Origin of the sequence: Streptomyces sp. NPDC091292, from assembly GCF_044757265.1 — a bacterium.
In the GTDB taxonomy this organism is placed as follows: Bacteria; Actinomycetota; Actinomycetes; order Streptomycetales; family Streptomycetaceae; genus Streptomyces.
Map to the genome: position 1 here is coordinate 434833 of NZ_JBIVUQ010000002.1, position 19720 is coordinate 454552.

The following is a 19720-nucleotide window of genomic DNA, read 5'->3' on the forward strand; positions in this document are numbered from 1 at the left end:
CCGCGCGGCGGCCGGCAGGTTTGCGGAACGAGGGCGCGGGTGGACGATGGAAGGGCGCGCGAGGCTCGCACCGCGCACCCGGATCGTCCGCCCGCCCCGGCCCCGGCAGGAGGTTGTGCATGGACAGCGAGAACGCCCGAGGGGACGACGTCTACCAGCCCGACGGCTCCGAGGTGCAGGACGACGAGGGTCTGCTCGGCGACGAGGACACCCTGCTGGGTGACGGCACGGGCGATCCGCTCGACGAGGGCTGGTCGCCGCCAGAGAGGCCGCGTGGCGTGGAGAGCGTCGGCGTCACCGCGTCCGAACAGGGCCGCGGTGAAACCCTGGACGAGCGGCTGGCCGAAGAACTCCCGGACGTGGGTGTCCCCGAGGGCGACGGCATCGGGGACACCTGGGACACGGACGGCGAAGTGCGCGACGAGGAAGTGGGCGACCGCCGCGCGGGCCGGCTCGTCGGCCCGGACGAAGGAGCCCACGAGAACCTTGTCGGCGACCTGGTGGCGTACGACGTCGGCGTCGACGGCGCCGCGGCCTCGGCCGAGGAGGCCGCCGTACATCTGGTGGACGGTGAGGGCGATCTCGCCTGAGGGCGCGGGCTGCAACGGCACCCCCACTGAGCCCCCGAAACGCACAGCGCGCACGCCGGGCGTAAATACCCCGCCGTAGGTGAATACAAATTCACCCGCTATGGTGAATCGAAATTCACCCAGCGCCTGCGACGGGGGATGCCCATGGCGCCTGTGCCGATATCCGGTGAACCGAACGAATCCATCGAATCCGTCCAATCCGTCGGACCCGAATCCACCTGTCCCGTCGGGCGGCGCGCCCTGCGGGACCGGCTGACCGTCCCCGTTCTCGCCTTCGGCGGCATCCTCATGGCCGTCATGCAGACCGTCGTCGTGCCGCTACTGCCCGATCTGCCGCGTCTGACGGGCGCGTCCCCCGGCGCCGTCTCCTGGATGGTCACCGCGACCCTCCTCACCGGCGCCGTCCTGACCCCCGTCCTCGGACGCGCGGGCGACATGTACGGCAAGCGCCGGGTGCTGCTGGCCGCGCTCGCCCTCATGACGTTCGGCTCGGTGCTGTGCGCGCTCACCTCCGACATCCGGCTGCTGATCGCGGCGCGGGCCCTCCAGGGCGCGGCGGCTGCGGTCGTGCCGCTGTCCATCAGCATCCTGCGCGACGAGCTGCCGCCCGCCCGGACCGGCTCCGCGGTCGCCCTGATGAGTTCCACCGTCGGCATCGGAGCCGCCCTCGGCCTGCCGCTCACCGCGCTGATCGTGCAGTACGCGAACTGGCACGTCATGTTCTGGGCCACCAGCGGGCTCGGCGCCCTCGGACTCGCGCTCGCCTGGTGGGCGGTGCGGGAATCGCCCGTACGGGAGCCGGGGCGGTTCGACACGGTCGGCGCGTTGGGTCTCGCCGCCGGCCTTGTGACGCTGCTCCTCGCGGTGTCCCAGGGCGGCCAGTGGGGCTGGGGCAGCCCGCCGATCATCGGCCTGTTCGCCGCGAGCGTGCTCGTCGGGGCCCTGTGGTGGCGCCAGCAGCTCCGGGCCGAACGGCCCCTGGTCGACCTGCGGCTCGCGACCCGCCGCACGGTCGCCCTGCCGCACCTCGGCGCCCTGCTCGCCGGATTCGCCTTCTACGCCAACTCGCTGGTGACCGCCCAACTCGTCCAGGCGCCCCTCGCCACCGGCTACGGACTCGGCCTGTCGATCGTCGCGACCGGTCTGTGCCTGCTGCCCAACGGCCTCATCATGCTCGTCCTCTCGCCGGTCTCCGCGCGGATCTCGGCGACGCGCGGTGCCCGCGTGACCCTCGCGCTCGGTGCCGTGGCCATCGCCGCCGGCTATGTCGTACGGATCGCCGACAGCCGCGACCTGTGGGTGATCGTGCTCGGCGGGGCGATCGTGTCCACGGGGACGACCCTCGCGTACTCCGCGCTGCCCACCCTGATCCTGCGGGCCGTCCCGGCCGGGCAGACCGCGTCCGCGAGCGGCGTCAACGTCCTGATGCGCACCATCGGGCAGGCCGTGTGCAGCGCCGCCGTCGCCGCCGTGCTCGTCCGGCACACCAGCATCGTCGGCGGCTCCCCGGTGCCCACCTTGCACGGATATCTGCTGGCGTTCGCGATCGCGGGTACGGTCGCACTGATCGCGTGTGCCGTGGCGCTCGCCATTCCCGCGGACCCGAGGCAGGGCGGTACGGGACGGGCGCGCCGGGGCGCGGTGCGGGAGAAGGCTCTGGAAGGAGCATGAACGTCATGACGACCTCGACCCCGGGCCCGGCGTCGCCCGCCCCGGGACCGGTGCGCCGTGACGCCGAGGCGACGAAGGCGGCCATCCTCCGGGCGGTGCGCTATCTGCTGGCACGCCACGCCTACGCCGACATCACGCTCAAGGCGGTCGCCGAACGCGCCGGTGTCAGCGCCCCGTTGATCCTGAAGTACTTCGGCAACAAGGACGCCCTCTTCGAGCGGGTCATGTCCTTCGAGGCCGACGCCGAGGCGCTGCTCGACGCACCCCTCGCGTCGCTCGGCCGGCACATGGTCCGGCATGTCCTGGAGAGCCAGTCGCAGCAGCGCGGCGACCCGCTCCTTCGCATCGTCTTCGCGCCGCTCCAGGGCGAGCGGGGCGACGTCCTGCGCGAGAACTTCCGTACCCAGGTAAGCGACCGGCTCGCCCGCCGCCTCGAAGGGCCCGACGCGGGGCTGCGCGCGGAACTCGCCGTGAGCACCCTGCTCGGACTCGGCGCGATGTACGGCATCGTCCGCGGCCCCCACCTGCGCGCCACCTCGGTGACCGACATCGCCGACCGCTACGCACCCGCGGTACAGACCCACCTCACACCGTGAGACGACCGGTACCGGGGCGCGGAGCGGGGTGCTGAACCACCCGGGGCGGCTCAGCAGTTCGGCAGCGGGTCCGTCTCGCTGGCGATGTCGGTGTCCTTCATGAAGCCGAGTTGACCATTGTCCGTAGACCGGTGCCCCCTTGACGTTGTCGTTCATTCCCCTTGTGGTCTGTGGTCTGTCCACAGCGCTGGACGTACGCCCGCACCCCGAAGTTGCCGTCACCGGGCGAGGTTCCCTCCGATGGAGGACACTCCCTCCGCGATCTCGTCCGGTGTGCGCGCCGCGTAGCCGAGGACGAGTCCGGGCGGACCGGGCCGCTGCCTGTGCCACGACAGGGGATGCGCCTTGACGCCGTCGGCCAGGCAGGCGGCGGCGAGTTCGGTGTCCATCTGCCGCCCGCGTCCCGCGCCCCCGCGGTCGAAGGTGACCGTCACATGCAGACCCGCCGCCGCGCCGTGCACCACCGCGCCGGGCAGTTCGCGCCTGATCGCGGTGACCATCGCGTCCCTGCGCCGCCGGTGGCGCGCGCGTACCGCGCGGACATGCCGTTCCAGGGCGCCCGACTCCATGAGCCGCGCCAGGACGAGTTGGGGCAGCGCGGCGTTGCCTAGGTCGGCGAAGCGTTTGGCGGCGACCAGATCGTCCCGGTACCGGGCGGGCGCGAGTACCCAGCCCACGCGCAGGGCGGGCGCCAGGAGTTTGGACGCGCTGCCCGCGTACCAGACGTGATCGGTGAGAAGCGACCGCAGGGCGGGCACCGGCGGGCGGTCGTAGCGGTGCTCCGCGTCGTAGTCGTCCTCCACGATCAGGCCGCCCTCGCGCGCCCACGCGCCGAGCAGACGCCGCCGCTCGCCGCTCAGCACGACACCGGTGGGGAACTGGTGCGCGGGCGTCAGGAACACCGCGGGAGCCCCCTGGGCGCGCAGGGCGTCCACGCGGACGCCCTCGGTGTCGACCGGGACCGGCGGGGTCGACAGGGGCCCCTGGGCGAGATGCTGCCGGGCGCCCAGCGACCCCGGGTCCTCCATCGCGATCTCCCGGACGCCGTCGGCGTGCAGTACGCGCGCGAGGAGGGTCAGCGCCTGGGCCGTACCGGCGACGATCAGCACCTCGCCCGGGTCTGCCCGGATGCCCCGGTGACGGGCCAGCCAGCGGGCGACGGCAGCACGCAGGGCCGGGGTCCCGCGCGGGTCGCCGTACCCGAGATCGGGGGCCGACAGATCGGACAGCACGGCCCGTTCGGCACGGAGCCAGGCCGCGCGCGGGAAGGCCGCGAGGTCCGGGAGGCCGGGGGAGAGGTCGATACGGGCGGGGGCGTTCCGGAGCGCGTCGAAGACGTCCGGGCCCGGAGCCGCCGCGAAGGACGGGGGCGGCGGGGGCGACAGGGGCGAGGAGGGGGACGTGGGCGGTCGGCGTGCCCGGCGCGTCCCGCTCGCCGTCTCCGGCGCGGGTACGGCGACCACCACCGTCCCGTTCCGTCCCCGCCCCTCGACCAGGCCGTCGTCCGTCAGCCGCCGGTACGCCTCCGTGACGACACCCCGTGAGACCCCGAGATCGGCCGCGAGGAGCCGCCCGGCGGGCAGTCGGCTCCCGACGGGCAGCCGGCCGTCCGCGAGGGCGCCCCGGAGCCGGTCGGCCAGCCATCCGGCCCGGCCGCCGGAGGGAGCGTCCCCGACATCGAGATGCAGAAAGTCCGCACCCGCGCCCGCACCGGCACCCGCGCCCGCTCCCGCGGAACCCGCACCTTCCGAACCCCGGCCTTCGGACCTCTGAATCCGCTCGTCTTTGGACCTGTTCACCGGTCCATTGTCCGTACAGGCTCGTCCCATGACCACCACCGGATACGTCCACGGGTACTCGCGCCACGAGGCCCGCCGTCTCGGGGACCAGGCGGACACGCTGGCCCGACTTCTGCACGCCGACACGGTGTTCGCGCCCGGCAGCCGGGTCCTGGAGGTCGGCTGCGGGGTGGGCGCGCAGACCGTCCACCTCGTCACGGGCAGCCCCGGCGCCCGGGTGGTCGCCGTCGACGTCTCCGGGGACTCCCTCGCGCGGGCGCGCGCCCGCGTGGCCGACCAGGCGCCGTGGGCCCGGGTGGAGTGGGTACGGGCCGACCTGTTCGACCTGCCCTTCGCCGACGGCGGGTTCGACCACGTCTTCGTCTGCTTCGTGCTGGAACACCTCAGGGACCCCGAGGCCGCTCTCGCGGGGCTGCGGCGCGTCCTGCGGCCCGGTGGCACGGTCACCGTCGTCGAGGGCGACCACGCCTCCGCGTTCTTCCATCCGGACAGCGCCCGCGCGCGTGCCGTCGTCGGCCATCAGATCCGGCTCCAGGCCGACGCCGGGGGAGACGCCCTCGTGGGCCGCCGTCTCCAGCCGCTGCTCACGGCCGCCGGATACCGGGATGTCGTCGTGGAGCCGCGCACGGTCTACGCGGACAGCACCCGGCCCGAGTTGGTCGAGGGCTTCACCCGGGCCACCTTCCTCGCGATGGTCGCGTCCGTCGGCGACGAGGCGGTGGCGGCCGGACTCACCACGCGCGCGGAGTGGGACCGGGGCATCGCCGACCTCGGCCGGTCGGCGCAGGACGGCGGCACCTTCCACTACACGTTCTTCAAGGCCCGCGCGGTCCGCCCGCCGGCCCCTCAGCCGCGCGCCGCCCGCCCCACGTAGTCCTCGGTCGCCGCGTCGAGTCCCACGTCGTGCCGGGCCTGCTCCGACATGTACCAGCGGTGCTCCAGCAGCTCGTGGAAGAGCTGTGCCGGGTCCAGGGTGCGCCGGATGTCCTCGGGCACCGCCCGCACGGTCGGCCGGAACACCTCGCGGACCCAGCGGTGCGCGAGGACCTCGGCGCGGGCGCCCAGCGGGTCGCCCGGGGCGTAGTCGTCCTGCGTCGCCATCCAGTGCTCCAGGTCGTTGAGCAGCCGCCTCGCCTGGTTCTCCTCGGTGTCGAGGCCGGTGAGCCGGAGCAGTTGCCGCTGGTGGTGGCCCGCGTCGACGACCTTCGGTACGAAGGTCACGGTGTCGCCGTTGTCGTCGTGCCGGATCTGCATTTCGGCCACGTCGAAACCGAGGTCGTTGAGCCGCCGGATCCGGCGGTCCATGTCGCACCGCTGGTCGACCGGGTACACCGACTCGCGGGTCAGCTCCGTCCACAGGTCGGTGTAGCGGTCGCAGATCGCCGTACCGAAGAGGATCGGGTCGACGGACGGGTGCAGGGCGCCGGCCGCTTCGAGGTCCATGAGTTCGCCGGCGATGTTCACGCGGGCCAGATCCACGTCGTAGTCGCGCTGCCCGTCGCTGAGGCGCTCGTGGAGTTCCCCCGTCTCGGCGTCCACGAGATACGCGGCGAAGGCGCCCGCGTCACGGCGGAACAGCGTGTTCGACAGCGAGCAGTCGCCCCAGGCGAACCCGGCCAGATGCAGCCGCACCAGGAGCACGGCCAGGGCGTCCATCAGCCGGTTCATCGTGGTGGGCCGCATCGTCGTCTCGAACATCGAGCGGTACGGGAGTGAGCCGCCGAGGTGGCGGGTGATCAGTACCGGTTCCAGGGGGTCGCCTGCCGCGTCGGTGCGGCCGGTGACCACGGCGAGCGGGTCGACGGCGGGTATGCCCATCCGGTCCAGGGTGCGCAGCAGTTCGTACTCGCGGGTCGCGGGCCGTTCCGCGAGTTCCTTGACCGCCACGACCTCGGTGCCCGCGCGCGCGTAGCGCACGACGTGCCGGGAGATGCCGCGCGGCAGGGCGACCAGATACTCCTCGGGCCACTCCTCCAGCGGGGTGTGCCACGGCAGGTCGAGGAGGAGCGCCGGGTGCTCGGGGTTCGTCGCGCTGATCTGCAGTGCCATGGATCGCCTCACGTCCGGTGGAGTGGACCGGTAGCGGTCCGGGGGGCCGACCTGTCCGGTATGGGCCGGAGGCCGGAAACCGGCCGGTGGCCGAACTGATGCCTGCCTCCCGCCGATGTTCGTAAGCTACTTGCCCCGCCGTGCACGGCGGGACGTGGGAGGAGGGGCGGTTGTGGAGTGGCAGTGGCTCAGCGCGGGAGCCAGGGCGGTTCCGGAGCCGGTGGCGACGCCGCTGGTGTGGGCGGGGGCGTTTCTCGGTTCGGCCGTGCTCGTGGCGGGGCTCAACCAGCTCGGTGATCTGGTCGAGCCCGTCTTCTATCTGGTCGCCCTGTCGGCCCTGGCCGCCGGGCTCGGGGCATGGGCGAGAGTCGCGGCGGCGCCCGGAACGGCGGGCCTGTGCTGGCTGTTCCTCAACGGATTCGGGGCGCCGCCGCTCGGTGAGCTGAGCTGGAGCGGGCCCCTTGAGGTGCTGCGGATCTCCTGTCTGCTGGGCGCGGCGCTGGTCGGCACGGTGATCTCGCGGCTCGTCGGCGCCAGATCCGCGTACCGCCGCGTCTCCCCACCGTGACCTGACGGCGACCGTGATCCGACGGCGACCGGCCGTCGGCTCATCCCGCCGAACCTGGATCCCTCACCGCATCACCGGCACTTTCACACCGATACCTGGCTTTTGTCTGCCTTTGGCGGTCACTTTGCCCGCCGCGCCGCCCCGAATGAGGCATTTGTCGGTTTATCGCACATACGGTACGCGTGTTGTCAGTGTTTTTCAGGGGACACGCAACGTGCCCCTCACGGGCGCGGGTTGGGATGCCGATGAGCGAGATCAGCCGCCGAAGCGCGGTCGGACTGGGGCTGGGACTCGGCCTGGGTGCCGCGGCAGGACTCACGGGATGCGGAACCGACGTCGAGGGCGACCCCTCCGCCGCCGAGCGGGCACGGCAGCAGGCGAAGGAGGGGCCGAAGGTGGCGCCCCGGCTGATCGGCGACGGCTCGACCGCGTTCACCGGCAAACAGCCCGGACAGCCCGGCCCGCCCGCCCGGCTCGAACGCGGCCAGACCCCGCCCCAGTTCGTGGTGTTCTCCTGGGACGGCGCGGGCGAGGTCGGCAACGGCCTCTTCCCGCGCTTCCTCCAGCTCGCCGAGCAGCACAACGCCCACATGACCTTCTTCCTGTCGGGTGTGTATCTGCTGCCCGAGTCGAAGAAGCGCCTCTACCACCCGCCGAACAACCCCGTGGGCGCCTCCGACATCGGCTACCTCACCGACGGACACGTCAAGGAGACCCTGAAGTACGTGCGTCAGGCCTGGCTCGACGGCCACGAGATCGGGACACATTTCAACGGGCACTTCTGCGGCGGCAGCGGCTCGGTCGCGCACTGGACGCCCGCGCAGTGGGGCAAGGAGATCGAGCAGGCCCGGTCGTTCATCAAGACCTGGCGTACGAACACGGGTTGGCGCCGCCAGGAGCCGCTGCCCTTCGACTACGACGCCGAACTCATCGGCGGACGCACCCCCTGCCTGCTCGGCCAGGACAACCTGCTCCCGATGGCCCGCAAACTCGGCTGGCGCTACGACGCCTCGTCGCCCGGCGGTGTGCAGCGCTGGCCGGAGAAGAAGGAAGGGCTGTGGGACCTGCCGTTGCAGGGCATCCCGTTCCCCGGCCACAGCTTCGAGGTCCTGTCGATGGACTACAACATCCTCGCCAACCAGTCGAAGAACTCCACGAAGGCACCCTCGTACAACTACCCGGCCTGGAAGACGCAGGCCACCGAGTCGTATCTCGCCGGTTTCGAACGGGCCTATGAGTCGAACCGGGCGCCGTACTTCATCGGGAACCACTTCGAGGAATGGAACGGCGGGATCTACATGGACGCCGTCGAGGAGGCCCTGAAGCGGTTCGCCGACCGCAAGGAGGTGCGCCTCGTCTCCTTCCGGCAGTTCGTGGACTGGCTCGACGCCCAGGACAAGGCGGTCCTCGCCAAACTGCGCACCCTGGAGGTCGGACAGCGACCCCCCGGCGGCTGGAAGACCTTCCTCGCCTGACCCGCCACGGAGAAGGCCGCGACCCGGCCATGTACGGGTCGCGGCCCCACGCCGCCCGCGAGGGGGCGGCCGTCATGGTCGTCCGCGTCAGTCGCGCGCCGACGAGGGCGCTGCCGGTTCGGCCAGATCGGCGGGCCCGGCCTGCTCAGGAGCCCGCGCTGGATCACCCGGGTCTGCGGCGTCACCCCGCTCCGTGCCCGCGGTCTTCTCGCGGCCCGCGCCCTGCGGCCTGCGGGCCCGGACACGGGCCGTGACGCGGGCGGCGATCGGCTCCGTGTAACGGGCCGTCAGCGGTCCGAGGATCACCAGGATCAGCACATAGGCGGTGGCCAGCGGGCCGAGCGACGGCTCGATCCCGGCCGCGACCGCCAGGCCCGCGATGACGATGGAGAACTCACCGCGCGCCACCAGCGTGCCGCCCGCACGCCAGCGCCCCTTGGCGCCGACCCCGGCGCGCCGCGCCGCCCAGTAGCCCGTCGCGATCTTCGTGAGGGCGGTGACCACGGCCAGCGCGAGCGCGGGCAGCAGCACCGGCGGAATGCTCGCCGGATCGGTGTGCAGCCCGAAGAACACGAAGAACACCGCGGCGAACAGGTCCCGCAGCGGACTCAGCAGCGTATGGGCGCCCTCGGCCACCTCGCCCGACAGGGCGATACCGACGAGGAACGCGCCGACCGCCGCCGACACCTGGAGCTGCTGGGCCAGGCCCGCCACCAGGATCGTCAGCCCGAGCACCACCAGAAGCAGCTTCTCCGGGTCGTCGCTGGACACGAACCGTGAGATCACCCGGCCGTAGCGGACCGCGACGAACAGCACCAGGCCCGCCGCGCCGAGCGCGATGGCGAGGGTCACACTGCCCGCGGCGAGGGACACCCCGGCCACCAGCGCGGTGATGATGGGCAGATAGACCGCCATCGCGAGGTCTTCCAGGACCAGGACGCTGAGGATCACCGGTGTCTCACGGTTGCCCACCCGGCCCAGGTCGTTCAGGACCTTCGCGATCACTCCCGACGACGAGATCCAGGTGACGCCCGCCAGGACGACGGCGGCCACCGGGCCCCAGCCGAGCAGCAGCGCCGCGACCGCACCCGGCAGCGCGTTGAACGCGAAGTCGACGGCGCCCGCCGGATAGTGCGTCTTCAGATTGGAGACGAGATCGGTGGCCGTGTATTCGAGGCCCAGCATCAACAGGAGCAGGATCACCCCGATCTCGGCGCCCGTCGCCACGAACTCCTCGCTCGCGCCGAGCGGCAGCAGCCCGCCCTCGCCGAACGCCAGCCCGGCCAGCAGATACAGCGGAATGGGGGAGAACTGGAGCCGGCCGGCTATCCGCCCCAGCAGGCCCAGGGCCAGAATGATGGCACCGAATTCGATCAACAGAACGGCAGAGTGCACGCTCTCACTCCCGACCCAGAATCGCAGCGGCGGCCTCGACACCCTCACGGGTCCCGATGACGATGAGCGTGTCCCCGCCGCCGAGGCGGAAGTCGGGGGTCGGCGACGGCACGGCACCCGAGCGCCGCAGCACGGCCACGATGGACGCGCCCGTGTCCGTACGGATCCTCGACTCGCCGAGCACCCGGCCGTTCCAGTACGAGGTGGCGGACAGCTCGATGCGTTCGGCGACCAGCCCCAGATCGGTGGTGTGCAGCAGATTCGCGCTGTGGTGCGACGGCATCAGCGCGTCGATGAGGGACGCGCTCTCGGCACCCGTCAGCCGCAGCGATTGCGCGCACTCGTCCGGGTCGTCGGTCCGGTACACACTCACCGTCCGGGCGCCGTCGCGGTGTGCGACCACCGACAGATGGCGCTGCTCGCGCGTGGTCAGGTCGTATTTCACGCCGATCCCGGGCAGGGGCGTCGTACGCATCCGTGGAGCAGGCACAGCCTGTCCCCCCTCGAAGTTCTCGTCGTTCTCATCGTGGATGTCCCGCAAAGGCGACATGCTGCCACCTGCGCCCGCACCGGTGACATGGGTGTCAGCACGGATGGACGGCACCGCGTGCGGCGGTCCACACTGACCGGGGAGAAGTCCGCGTCGCGGGTCGGCTCGCAGGTTGGAGAGGTCCGCGGCGCAGGTCACGGGGGGCGCAAGGGAAAGGGTATCGGGAGCGTGTCGCTGTTCTGGCGGATCTTCCTGCTGAATGCCGCCGTGCTGGTCGTCGCCGCGACTCTGCTGCTGGGACCCGTCACCGTGTCGACGCCGGTGCTGCCCGGTGAAGCCCTCGCCGTCGTCGTGGGACTCGCGCTGATGCTCGTCGTCAGCGCCTTCGTCCTGCGGATCGGCCTGGCACCGCTGCAACGCCTCAGCCGCGCCATGACCACCGCCGACCTGCTGCGCCCCGGCCGCCGCCCCGAGGTCACGGGACCCCAGGAGATGGCCGACCTCATCACGACGTACAACACCATGCTCGACCGGCTCGAACACGACCGGGCCTGCAGTACCGCGCGCGTGCTGTCCGCCCAGGAGGCCGAGCGGCAGCGCATCGCGCAGGAACTCCACGACGAGGTCGGGCAGACCCTCACCGCGGTCCTCCTCCAACTGCGCCGCGTCGCCGACCGGGCGCCCGGGGACCTGCGCGAGGAGGTCGCCCTCGCCCAGGAGGCCACCCGTGGCAGCCTCGACGAGATCCGCCGCATCGCCCGCCGGCTGCGGCCCGGCGTCCTCGACGAACTCGGCCTGGTCAGCGCGTTGCGGGCGCTGGCCGCCGAGTTCACCACGCACGGCGTGCGGGTGCGCCCGCACTTCGGGGGAGATCTGTCCGCCCTGGACGACGAGACGGAACTCGTCCTCTACCGGGTCGCGCAGGAAGCCCTCACCAACACGGCACGGCACGCGGCGGCCGACCGGGTCACGCTTGCCCTGGACGAGACGGCGGGCACGGTGGAGCTGCGGGTACGCGACGACGGCAAGGGCATCGGGGACGCGCCTGAAGGCGCCGGGATCCGGGGCATGCGGGAACGCGCCCTGCTGATCGGCGCGGCCCTCACGGTCGCCCCGGTGGGGAGCGGCGGCACCGAAGTGGTGCTGCGGGCCGCGGTACGGGACGGAGCGGACCGATGAGCGAGCAGCGGCCACCAGGTCCCGGTACCCCGCCGTACCGGCCGCGCCCGGCGACCCGGATACTCCTCGCCGACGACCACGCCCTCGTCCGCCGCGGCGTACGCCTCATCCTCGACGGCGAGCCGGATCTGGCGGTGGTCGCCGAGGCCGGCGACGGCGCCGAGGCGGTCGCGAAGGCCCGCACCATCGACGTGGACCTCGCGATCCTCGACATCGGCATGCCCCGCATGACCGGCCTCCAGGCCGCCCGCGAACTCACCCGCCGCCTGCCCGACCTGCGGATTCTGTTCCTGACGATGTACGACAACGAGCAGTACTTCTTCGAGGCGCTCAAGGTCGGCGCGAGCGGCTATGTGATGAAGTCCGTCGCCGACCGCGACCTGGTCGAGGCGTGCCGGGCCGCGATGCGGGACGAACCGTTCATCCACCCCGGCGCGGTCACGGCCCTGGTCCGCAGCTACCTCGACCGGGTCCGCCAGGGCGAACGGCTGCCCGCGCGCGCGATCACGGACCGCGAGGAGGAGATCCTCAAACTCGTCGCCGAGGGACACACCTCGAAGGAGATCGCCGACATCCTCGTGATCAGCGTGAAGACGGTCGAACGCCACCGGGCCAACCTCCTCCAGAAGCTCGGCCTGAAGGACCGCCTGGAGCTGACCCGGTACGCGATCCGCGCGGGGTTGATCGAGCCGTAGCCGTAGCCGTAGCCGTCGCCGTCGGCCGTCAATCGTTCGCCGTGGCCGTGTCGCGCAGGATCAGGGTGAGGAAGCCGAAGGTGTCCCGGTAGACCCTCAGCCACTCGTCGCGGTGCGCCGCCGCCGCGGCGAGGGCCTGCGCGCTGTCCGGGTCCTCCGGGTGGTCCAGTGCCCACGCCGCCAGGGATCCGGTCCACGCCCACTCGTACGCGTCCAGTTCGCGCCGCGAACTCACATGTCCGTGCACCGGGGTCCAGCCCGCGCCGACGACCCGGTCCATGGTGGTCGCGAGATCGGCGAAGTCGCCCAGCATCTCGACCGCCTCCGGCGCCGGATCGGCCTCCCAGATGCCGTCGCCGACCAGGACATGGCCGCTGGGCGCGAGATGGGGGCGCGCGGCCTCCAGCGTCGGCAGCAGGCCGCCGAAGGCGTGCGCCGCGCCGACGCTGAGCACCAGGTCGAAGGCGTGCGGGGCGCGGAACGCGGCGGCGTCCGCGTGGTGCAGCGTCAGCCGGTCGGCGACACCGAGACCGTCCGCCGCCTTCCGGGCGTGCTCCAGGGCGCGTTCCGACAGGTCGACACCTTCGGCCCGCGCCCCGGGACACGCCTGGAGGACCCGCAGCAGCCACTCACCCCCGCCGCACCCCAGATCGAGCACGCGCGCGTCCGCGCGCGGAAGTCCCCGCTCCAGGAGGGTGCGTACGGCGTCGTCGTCGACCGGCGCCGCGATCGGGTGGTCGGTGTGGGCGATACGGGAGATCAGTTCACGGTCCATCCGCGCAGCCTCGCACCGCGCGGCGCGGCTCCGCACCGTGTTTTCCGGCGCACCGCCGACGCCGGTACGGGCACGGCGGCGCAGGTCACAGCGGCAGCGCGCACACCGCGACCGGGGATGCGAACGTGTCGCCGGTGAGCCGGAGTGCACCGCTGTCCGCGTCGACCTGGAAGACGCTCACGGTCCCCGACCGCTGGTTCGCCGCGAACAGCAGCCGCCCCGAGGGCGAGAACGCGATCTGGCGCGGGAAGTCCCCGCCGACGGGCACCGTGTCCAGCAGCCTCAGCCGCGCCCCGTCCCCCTCGACGGCGTACCGGGTGAGGCTGTTGTGGCCCCGGTTCGCGAGATAGGCGAAGGTGCCGCCGGCCGTGACGAGGATCTGCGCCGGATAGCTGGTACCCGAACCCGTGCCGGTGGACTGGGGTTCGCCGGGCGCGAGCCGCCCGGTCGACGGGTCGTAGGCGCAGACGACGGCCGTGTTGTCGACCTCGCACGCGACATACGCGAACCGGCCCGACGGATGGAACGTGAGATGGCGCGGCCCGGCGCCCGCCCGGAACCGGGCCTGCGCCACGGCGGACAGCGTGCCCGCATCGGTGTCGAGCCGGTACGTGTACACGGTGTCGGTGCCGAGGTCCACGGCGAGCACGTGGCGGCCGTCGGGGCTGGTGACGATCTGGTGGGCGTGCGGCCCGCTCTGGCCGGGACCCGGCGGCGGGCTGGAGTGCGTGACGAGATCCGTGCGCTCACCCAGGGCGAGGGAGCCGTCGATGGGGTGGACGGCGACGCTGCCGGACGTGTAGTTCGCGCTGAGCAGCCAGCGGCCACCGGGATGGACGGAAAGATGGCAGGGCCCGGCGCCGCCCGTCGGGCGCGCGCCGATGACCTCCGGCGGCCCGTCCTTCGGCAGCCGGACCGCGGTGACCGCGCCGTCGGCCCGCTCGTCCACGGCGTACAGCGCGCCGCCTGAGGGATGCACCGCGAGATACGACGGGTCGGGTACGCCGGTCAGTGTCCCGGTGCCGGTGGTGCGGCCCGTGGTGTCGTCGTACGTCGCGAGCCGGATGCCCTTGCCGCCGCCCTCGGCCGAGGTGTACGTACCGATGAACAGCGGGCGGGCCGTGTCGGCGCGGTCCGGGGCGGTGGTGCGGGCGACCGCGCGTCCGGTGGCGGGCCCGGGGTCCGTGGCCGCCGCGCAGCCCGTGGCCGACGGGACGGCCACCGCGCCGACCGCCGTGGCGAGTGCGCCGCCCAGGAACCGGCGCCGGTTCGGACCCTGACCCGCCCGCGCGTCCGTCGTGTCCGCTGTCGTGTCCCTGCTCATGCCGGTCCCCGCTCGTCCGCGTGCGGCACGGGTGGCACCCGGTCGAGGCGCATCCCGAAGTGCTTGGCGTACGCGGCCAGTACCTCGGCGTCGTCCGCCAGCTCCGTCGTGTGCTTCTCGCCGCCGACCGTCGTCGTCAGGGTGCGTCCGCTCAGGGTGATCCGGCCGTCGTCGGTCGGGATCGAGCACACCAGGGAGCGGGTGAAGTGCGAGGCGGGGTGGGTGCGGTGGTACCAGGCCCCGGCCTCGAAGTCCCGCAGCGCGCGCGGGCGCAGGTCCAGGAGGTAGGCGGGCCGCCCGTCCTTGAGGACGTCGAGATCACCGCCGGCGGCCTCGGCGAGCCGGAACGTGCCGCCGGGGTCGGCCTGGTCGTCCCGGTCGTCGAACGCCAGCGGACGGTCGCTCAGCCCGCCGAACCCGACGTCCGAAAGCCACCGCTCCCCGTCGTCCGACTCCACGAGCAGCGTCAGGTGGTCGTACGGGATACCGGGCCGCCCGTCGCCGTACACGCGGGCCTGGAGCAGCGTCACCTCGAAGCCGAGTGCGGTGAGGAGGGCCCCGAAGGCGCCGTTCAGTTCGTAGCAGAAGCCGCCGCGCCGGGCGTCCACGACCTTCGCGACCAGGGCATCTTCCGCGAGCACGATCTCCTCGCGGAAATGGACCGAAAGGTTCTCGAACGGGACCGTCCACAGATGCGCGTGCTGCAGCGTGCGCAGGGCGGTCGCGGTCGGGGCCGTGGGGCGCTCGGCGCCGATGCGCCGCAGATAGGCGTCGATCTGTGAGGACTGCATGCGCCCAGTCTGGACCGGAGGGGAGGGCGGTGGCCACGGCCGGTGGACCGGGACGCCCCGGCCCCGGGGAATCACGGCCCCCACTCCCGCGCCCTCACCGTGGCCCCCACCTCGGTCCCCGCCTTCGCCCGCGGCTCGGCGAGATGGTCGGACACGGCGTCCGGGTCCGTCAGCCGGCCGAGGCGACCCGGTACGTCGAAGCCGACGAGCAGCACCACGATCACGGTGCCGGCGAAGGTGAGCACGGCCAGCGCGCGGCCCAGGTCCATGCCGGACGCCAGATGCGCGCCGAGCACCGGGGCGACGGCGCCGCCGAGCGCGCCGACGTTGTACGTGAAGCCGAGGGCGGCGGCGCGGCTCCCGGTGGGGAAGTGTCCGCCGATGTAGCGGGGGAGCAGCCCCGAGATGCCGAAGCTGGTCGCCTGGAGCAGGAAGAGGAGCACCCCGAGGAGCGGCAGGTTGTCCTTGACCGCGAACACCGGGAACACGAAGGCGAGCGAGGCGAGGAGCGTGCCCGCGTACGCCTTGCGGGTGCCGATCCGGTCGCCGGTGAACCCGGCGAGCCAGCACCCGGCCATCGTGCCGAACCCGGCGAAGTACAGGGCGTCGGTGACCTGCCCCGGCGAGTAGCCCAACTCGCTCTTCAGATACGTCGGCAGCAGTGCCTGGATGGGCCACGAGTACAGGAACGCGAAGAAGATCGTCACGATCATCGCGCAGTACAGCGGCCATCCGCGCCGCCCGCCCAACTGCACGGCGAACGCGAACAGCGCCAGCCCCGCCAGGACCGACAGGGCCGGCACCAGACCGTCGCCGACCGGGGTGAACACCACGAAGAGGGACACGGTCGCGACCACGGCCACGGCGACGTTGAACGCGGCCCGCGCGCGGGTAGCGAACAGCGGGCCGAACGGGTTCGGCCGGTCGTCCGACGCACCGACCGACTCGCTCCACTCCTGCGCCTCCGGCAGCGCCCGCCGCATCCACAGGGCGATCACGATCGGCACCAGGCCGATGTAGAACATCCAGCGCCAGCCGAGCGTCGGCACGACCCACTGGTAGACCTGGGCGGCGAGCACCGAACCGACCGAGAACCCGGAGATCAGGAACCCACTCGCCCGGTTCCGCAGCCGCGCGGGCCAGCTCTCCATCACATACGTGGCACTGGCGCCGTACTCGCCGGCCATGCCCATGCCGATCGCGAGCCGGGCGACGAACAGACTGGTCCAGTCCCAGGCGAACCCGCAGGCGAAGGTGCCGACCGAGTACAGCAGGATGCTCAGCACCATCGACAGCTTGCGGCCGTAGCGGTCGCCGATCGCGCCGAGGACGGCCCCGCCGAGCCAGCGCGTGATGAACGCGCCCGAGATCAGGCTCGCCGCCTGCACGGTACTCAGGCCGAACTCGGAGCTGATCTCGGTCAGCACCAGGGTGATCAGGACGAAGTCGAAACCGTCGAGGACATAGCCGATCCAGGCGGCGAAGAACGCCTTCCAGCGGGCACGGCCCACCTCGCGGTACCAGGGGAGCGGGGATGACGCGGTCTGCTGCACGGCGACTCCAGGGTTCCGGGCATCCATCAGACCCTGGCGGGACGCCCGGCGCACGGGAGGGCGCCCCGGGCCTGGGCGATCAGGCCCGGGGCGCCCCCGTACCGCGGTGGTCCGGGCTCAGCCCGTGTACTGCGCGAACACCCTGGTGAAGTCCCAGGGCTGCTGGCTCACCCCCGAGCAGGTGTCGGCCCCGCCACCCGTGCACGGCCGGTCCCGGTTGACCGACCAGAAGGTCAGCCGGGCCAGGTGGTGCTGCTGGGCGTAGGCGAGGATGGTCCGGAAGTCGGCGACGGTGACGGTCTCACTGTTGTCCGTGATGCCGTTCATCGACGAGATCCCGGAGTGCCGGTACGCCTCGTCGTCCGAGTATCCGTAGGCGCTCTTGACCGTGTTCTTCAGGCCCTCGGCAGCCCGCACGGTGAGCGTGCCCATGTTCTGGCCCGCGCCGCCGAAGTTGAACGGCATGATCGTCCAGCTGTCCACGGTGAGCCCCGACGCGGCGGCCCGGTTGACGAGGCTGTTGTCCGGGCCGTTCTGCCCCGAGCCGAAGGTGACGTAGATCTTGATGCCCGGGTTCGCGGCCTTGACGGTCTTCAGCGCGTCCACGGTCCGCTGCTGGACCGTCGGGCTGTTGTACGCGTCGGCCTCGATGTCGATGTCGATGGCCTTCAGCCCGTACGCGTTGATCACCTTCTGGTAGGCGGCGGCGAGTTCGCCCGCGGAGCCGCAGGAACTCTCCAGCTTGTTGCCGCTCCAGCCGCCGAACGACGGGATGATGTCGCCGCCCGCGCCGCGCACGGTGTTCACGGTCTGCTGGTCGACGCCCCCGGTGAGCGGGCGGCTGCCGTCCCACTGGGGGTTGCAGTAGCCGTTGCTGAGGACGAAGGCGAGCGTGAACCACTTGACGCCGGTCGCGTTCATCACCGTCGTCGGACTCGGCGGACTGCCCCACCCGTTGTAGAGGTACGGGGCCACCGCCATCGGCCCTGACGGCGCGGGGCCGCCGGAGCCGGGCGCGGTCCACTTCTGGTTGGCGGCGCCCGTGCAGCTCCAGATCTGCAGCCGGGTGCCGTTGGCGGAGCTGTTGCCGGTGGCGTCCAGGCACTTGTTCGCCTGCGGGTTGACGATGTCGTTCGCGGCGGTGACCGTCCACTGCTGGGCGGCGGACCCGTTGCAGTCCCACAGTTGGACGAGGGTGCCGTTCGCCGTGCCGCCGCTCGCCACGTCCAGGCACTTGCCCAGCGCGCGGACGGTGCCGTCGCCGACGACGTTCCACTGCTGCGCGGCGGTGCCGTTGCAGTCGTAGATCTGGACGGCGCTGCCGTTGGCGGTGCCCGCCGCCGCGACATCGACGCACTTGCCGCCGATGCCGGTGATCTGGCCGGTGGCCGCCGTGGCGGGTGTCGCCTGGAGCAGACCGACGGTCAGGGCGGCCGTCGCGGCCATCAGAACGATCCGACGCACTCTCAACTGTTCACCGTCCATTTCTGGTTGGCGCCGCCGCCGCACGTCCAGATCTGCAGCGGTGTGCCGTTGGCGGAGTTGTTGCCCGTGACGTCCAGACACTTGTTCGCCTGTGGGTTGACGATGTCCTTGGCGCCGCTGACCGCCCACTTCTGGGCCGCCGAACCGTTGCAGTCCCACAGCTGCACCTTGGTGCCGTCCGCGACCCCGCCGGATGCGACGTCGAGGCACTTGCCGAGGGCGCGGATGGTGCCGTCGGCGTTCACGCTCCACTGCTGGGCCGCGGTGCCGTTGCAGTCGTAGAGCTGTACGGGGGTGCCGTTGGCGGTGTTCGCCGCGGCCACGTCCACGCACTTGCCCGCGAGTCCGGTGATCGTGCCGCCGGTGGGGGGCGCCGTGCCGCCGGTGGTGACCGTGACATGGTCCACGACGAGCTGCTGCGGGAAGCTCGTGCTGCCGTCGGGGTCGCCCGGCCAGTAGCCGCCCACGGCCAGGTTGAGGATCATGAAGAACGGCTTGTTGAACACCCAGGACCTGCCGCCCAGATCGGCGGGCGTGCGCCGCTGGTAGACATTGCCGTCCACGGACCAGGTGATCGAGTCGGGGGCCCAGTCGACGGCGAAGGTGTGGAAGGCGTCCGCGAACTGCTGGCCGCCCGGCAGGGTGTACCCGGCGCCGATGCCGCCGGAGCCCGAGTAGCCCGGACCGTGGAGCGTGCCATGGACGGTCGACGGCTCGAAGCCGACGTTCTCCATGATGTCGATCTCGCCCGAGTTGGGCCAGCCGACCTGACCGATGTCGTTGCCGAGCATCCAGAACGCCGGCCACATGCCCTGACCCCGAGGCACCTTCAGGCGCGCCTCGACGTGCCCGTACTGCGAGGTGAACTTGCCCGAGGTGTTCAGCCGGGCCGAGGTGTACTCGCACCGGCCGTACCAGCACTGGTAGTTCTGCGGGTTCTCCCGGCGGGCGGTGATGACGAGATGGCCCTGCCCGTCGAGCGCCGCGTTGTTGTTGCCCGCGGTGTAGTACTGCCGTTCGTGGTTGTTGACGTTGTCGCCGGTCTCGATCTGCCACTTGCTGGAGTCGACCGCAGAACCGGCCGGTCCGTCGAAGGTGTCGGAGAACGTCGTGGCCATCGGCGCGGCGGCCGTCGCCTTGGCGTCGTCGGGGGCCGCCGACGCGGGGACGGCCAGCGCGGGGGCGACGACGAGGGCGGACAGCGCGGCGATCAGCCAGCGCCGTGCGGGGCGTGGGGAGTGCATGACTCTCCCTTCCGGAAACACTGGAGTACATATGTCAGATG

At 72.1% G+C, this 19720-nt stretch carries 18 protein-coding genes; 8 read left to right on the plus strand and 10 right to left on the minus strand.

What is annotated here, in order from left to right; translation table 11 throughout:
* Positions 1-119: 119 nt before the first annotated feature.
* The 3 genes from ACIQNU_RS10040 (at position 120) to ACIQNU_RS10050 (ending at position 2857) form a co-directional block, all read left to right on the plus strand.
* Positions 120-590, plus strand: coding sequence for a DUF5709 domain-containing protein (locus ACIQNU_RS10040; protein WP_401363556.1), 471 nt, complete (start codon positions 120-122; stop codon positions 588-590).
* A 144-nt stretch (positions 591-734) separates the two neighbouring features.
* The gene (locus ACIQNU_RS10045) at positions 735-2261 is read left to right on the plus strand and encodes an MFS transporter (RefSeq protein WP_401363559.1); all 1527 of its coding nucleotides are present in this window, start codon (positions 735-737) and stop codon (positions 2259-2261) included.
* Positions 2258-2857, plus strand: a complete 600-nt coding sequence (locus tag ACIQNU_RS10050) for a TetR family transcriptional regulator (protein WP_401363561.1) — start codon at positions 2258-2260, stop codon at positions 2855-2857. The genes ACIQNU_RS10045 and ACIQNU_RS10050 overlap by 4 nt, the downstream gene beginning before the upstream one ends.
* A 218-nt stretch (positions 2858-3075) precedes the next feature.
* Here the strand turns inward: ACIQNU_RS10050 and ACIQNU_RS10055 are convergent, their stop codons facing one another.
* Entirely contained in the window at positions 3076-4656 is a 1581-nt protein-coding gene (locus ACIQNU_RS10055) for a PLP-dependent aminotransferase family protein (protein WP_401363564.1), read from the minus strand.
* A gap of 28 nt (positions 4657-4684) precedes the next feature.
* Between ACIQNU_RS10055 and ACIQNU_RS10060 the strand changes: the two genes are divergently transcribed.
* A complete protein-coding gene (locus ACIQNU_RS10060) occupies positions 4685-5530 on the plus strand; it encodes a methyltransferase domain-containing protein (protein WP_401363566.1) in 846 nt (281 codons plus the stop codon).
* Here ACIQNU_RS10060 and ACIQNU_RS10065 read toward each other — a convergent pair.
* Positions 5503-6705, minus strand: coding sequence for a DUF4032 domain-containing protein (locus ACIQNU_RS10065; protein ID WP_401363569.1), 1203 nt, complete (start codon positions 6703-6705; stop codon positions 5503-5505). The two genes, ACIQNU_RS10060 and ACIQNU_RS10065, sit on opposite strands and share 28 nt — an antisense overlap.
* A 172-nt stretch (positions 6706-6877) precedes the next feature.
* On the opposite strand from ACIQNU_RS10065, the gene ACIQNU_RS10070 reads away from it, so the two are divergent.
* Both ACIQNU_RS10070 and ACIQNU_RS10075 read left to right on the plus strand, forming a co-directional pair.
* Positions 6878-7273: a hypothetical protein gene (locus ACIQNU_RS10070; RefSeq protein ID WP_401363572.1), complete on the plus strand. Its 396-nt coding sequence runs from the start codon at positions 6878-6880 to the stop codon at positions 7271-7273.
* Positions 7274-7518: 245 nt separating this feature from the next.
* Complete coding sequence (locus ACIQNU_RS10075) at positions 7519-8748, plus strand: hypothetical protein (protein WP_401363574.1); 1230 nt, start codon at positions 7519-7521, stop codon at positions 8746-8748.
* An 87-nt stretch (positions 8749-8835) separates the two neighbouring features.
* Here the strand turns inward: ACIQNU_RS10075 and ACIQNU_RS10080 are convergent, their stop codons facing one another.
* Both ACIQNU_RS10080 and ACIQNU_RS10085 read right to left on the minus strand, forming a co-directional pair.
* The gene (locus tag ACIQNU_RS10080; RefSeq protein WP_401363576.1) at positions 8836-10143 is read right to left on the minus strand and encodes a cation:proton antiporter; all 1308 of its coding nucleotides are present in this window, start codon (positions 10141-10143) and stop codon (positions 8836-8838) included.
* Positions 10144-10147: 4 nt separating this feature from the next.
* Positions 10148-10633, minus strand: a complete 486-nt coding sequence (locus ACIQNU_RS10085; protein WP_401364247.1) for a cation:proton antiporter regulatory subunit — start codon at positions 10631-10633, stop codon at positions 10148-10150.
* Between the two features lie 228 nt (positions 10634-10861).
* Between ACIQNU_RS10085 and ACIQNU_RS10090 the strand changes: the two genes are divergently transcribed.
* Positions 10862-11812 carry a HAMP domain-containing sensor histidine kinase gene (locus ACIQNU_RS10090; protein WP_401363578.1) on the plus strand — a complete coding sequence of 317 codons (951 nt, stop codon included), beginning with the start codon at positions 10862-10864 and terminating at the stop codon, positions 11810-11812.
* Positions 11809-12507 (plus strand): response regulator, encoded by a 699-nt coding sequence (locus ACIQNU_RS10095; RefSeq protein WP_401363581.1) that lies wholly within the window; start codon positions 11809-11811, stop codon positions 12505-12507. The genes ACIQNU_RS10090 and ACIQNU_RS10095 overlap by 4 nt, the downstream gene beginning before the upstream one ends.
* A 28-nt stretch (positions 12508-12535) precedes the next feature.
* On the opposite strand, the gene ACIQNU_RS10100 is transcribed toward ACIQNU_RS10095, so the two are convergent.
* The 6 genes from ACIQNU_RS10100 to ACIQNU_RS10125 form a co-directional block, all read right to left on the minus strand.
* On the minus strand, positions 12536-13282 hold the full coding sequence (locus ACIQNU_RS10100; protein ID WP_401363584.1) for an SAM-dependent methyltransferase: 747 nt from the start codon (positions 13280-13282) through the stop codon (positions 12536-12538).
* 85 nt (positions 13283-13367) lie between these two features.
* Complete coding sequence (locus ACIQNU_RS10105; protein ID WP_401363587.1) at positions 13368-14606, minus strand: beta-propeller fold lactonase family protein; 1239 nt, start codon at positions 14604-14606, stop codon at positions 13368-13370.
* Positions 14603-15397 carry an arylamine N-acetyltransferase gene (locus tag ACIQNU_RS10110; RefSeq protein ID WP_401363590.1) on the minus strand — a complete coding sequence of 265 codons (795 nt, stop codon included), beginning with the start codon at positions 15395-15397 and terminating at the stop codon, positions 14603-14605. Before ACIQNU_RS10110 ends, ACIQNU_RS10105 begins: the two co-directional genes overlap by 4 nt.
* A 71-nt stretch (positions 15398-15468) precedes the next feature.
* On the minus strand, positions 15469-16950 hold the full coding sequence (locus ACIQNU_RS10115) for a sialate:H+ symport family MFS transporter (RefSeq protein WP_401363592.1): 1482 nt from the start codon (positions 16948-16950) through the stop codon (positions 15469-15471).
* A gap of 117 nt (positions 16951-17067) precedes the next feature.
* Entirely contained in the window at positions 17068-18435 is a 1368-nt protein-coding gene (locus tag ACIQNU_RS10120) for a ricin-type beta-trefoil lectin domain protein (protein WP_401363595.1), read from the minus strand.
* The gene (locus ACIQNU_RS10125; RefSeq protein WP_401363598.1) at positions 18417-19679 is read right to left on the minus strand and encodes a lectin; all 1263 of its coding nucleotides are present in this window, start codon (positions 19677-19679) and stop codon (positions 18417-18419) included. The genes ACIQNU_RS10120 and ACIQNU_RS10125 overlap by 19 nt, the downstream gene beginning before the upstream one ends.
* Positions 19680-19720 lie beyond the last annotated feature (41 nt).

Excerpts from the sequence above, each read along its gene's own strand:
- ACIQNU_RS10040 (WP_401363556.1), top strand. The coding sequence starts at position 120 with ATGGACAGCGAGAACGCCCGAGGGGACGACGTCTACCAGCCCGACGGC.
- ACIQNU_RS10045 (WP_401363559.1), top strand. The coding sequence starts at position 735 with ATGGCGCCTGTGCCGATATCCGGTGAACCGAACGAATCCATCGAATCC.
- ACIQNU_RS10050 (WP_401363561.1), top strand. The coding sequence starts at position 2,258 with ATGAACGTCATGACGACCTCGACCCCGGGCCCGGCGTCGCCCGCCCCG.
- ACIQNU_RS10060 (WP_401363566.1), top strand. The coding sequence starts at position 4,685 with ATGACCACCACCGGATACGTCCACGGGTACTCGCGCCACGAGGCCCGC.
- ACIQNU_RS10065 (WP_401363569.1), bottom strand. The coding sequence starts at position 6,705 with ATGGCACTGCAGATCAGCGCGACGAACCCCGAGCACCCGGCGCTCCTC.
- ACIQNU_RS10075 (WP_401363574.1), top strand. The coding sequence starts at position 7,519 with ATGAGCGAGATCAGCCGCCGAAGCGCGGTCGGACTGGGGCTGGGACTC.
- ACIQNU_RS10095 (WP_401363581.1), top strand. The coding sequence starts at position 11,809 with ATGAGCGAGCAGCGGCCACCAGGTCCCGGTACCCCGCCGTACCGGCCG.
- ACIQNU_RS10100 (WP_401363584.1), bottom strand. The coding sequence starts at position 13,282 with ATGGACCGTGAACTGATCTCCCGTATCGCCCACACCGACCACCCGATC.
- ACIQNU_RS10105 (WP_401363587.1), bottom strand. The coding sequence starts at position 14,606 with ATGAGCAGGGACACGACAGCGGACACGACGGACGCGCGGGCGGGTCAG.
- ACIQNU_RS10110 (WP_401363590.1), bottom strand. The coding sequence starts at position 15,397 with ATGCAGTCCTCACAGATCGACGCCTATCTGCGGCGCATCGGCGCCGAG.
- ACIQNU_RS10120 (WP_401363595.1), bottom strand. The coding sequence starts at position 18,435 with ATGGACGGTGAACAGTTGAGAGTGCGTCGGATCGTTCTGATGGCCGCG.
- ACIQNU_RS10125 (WP_401363598.1), bottom strand. The coding sequence starts at position 19,679 with ATGCACTCCCCACGCCCCGCACGGCGCTGGCTGATCGCCGCGCTGTCC.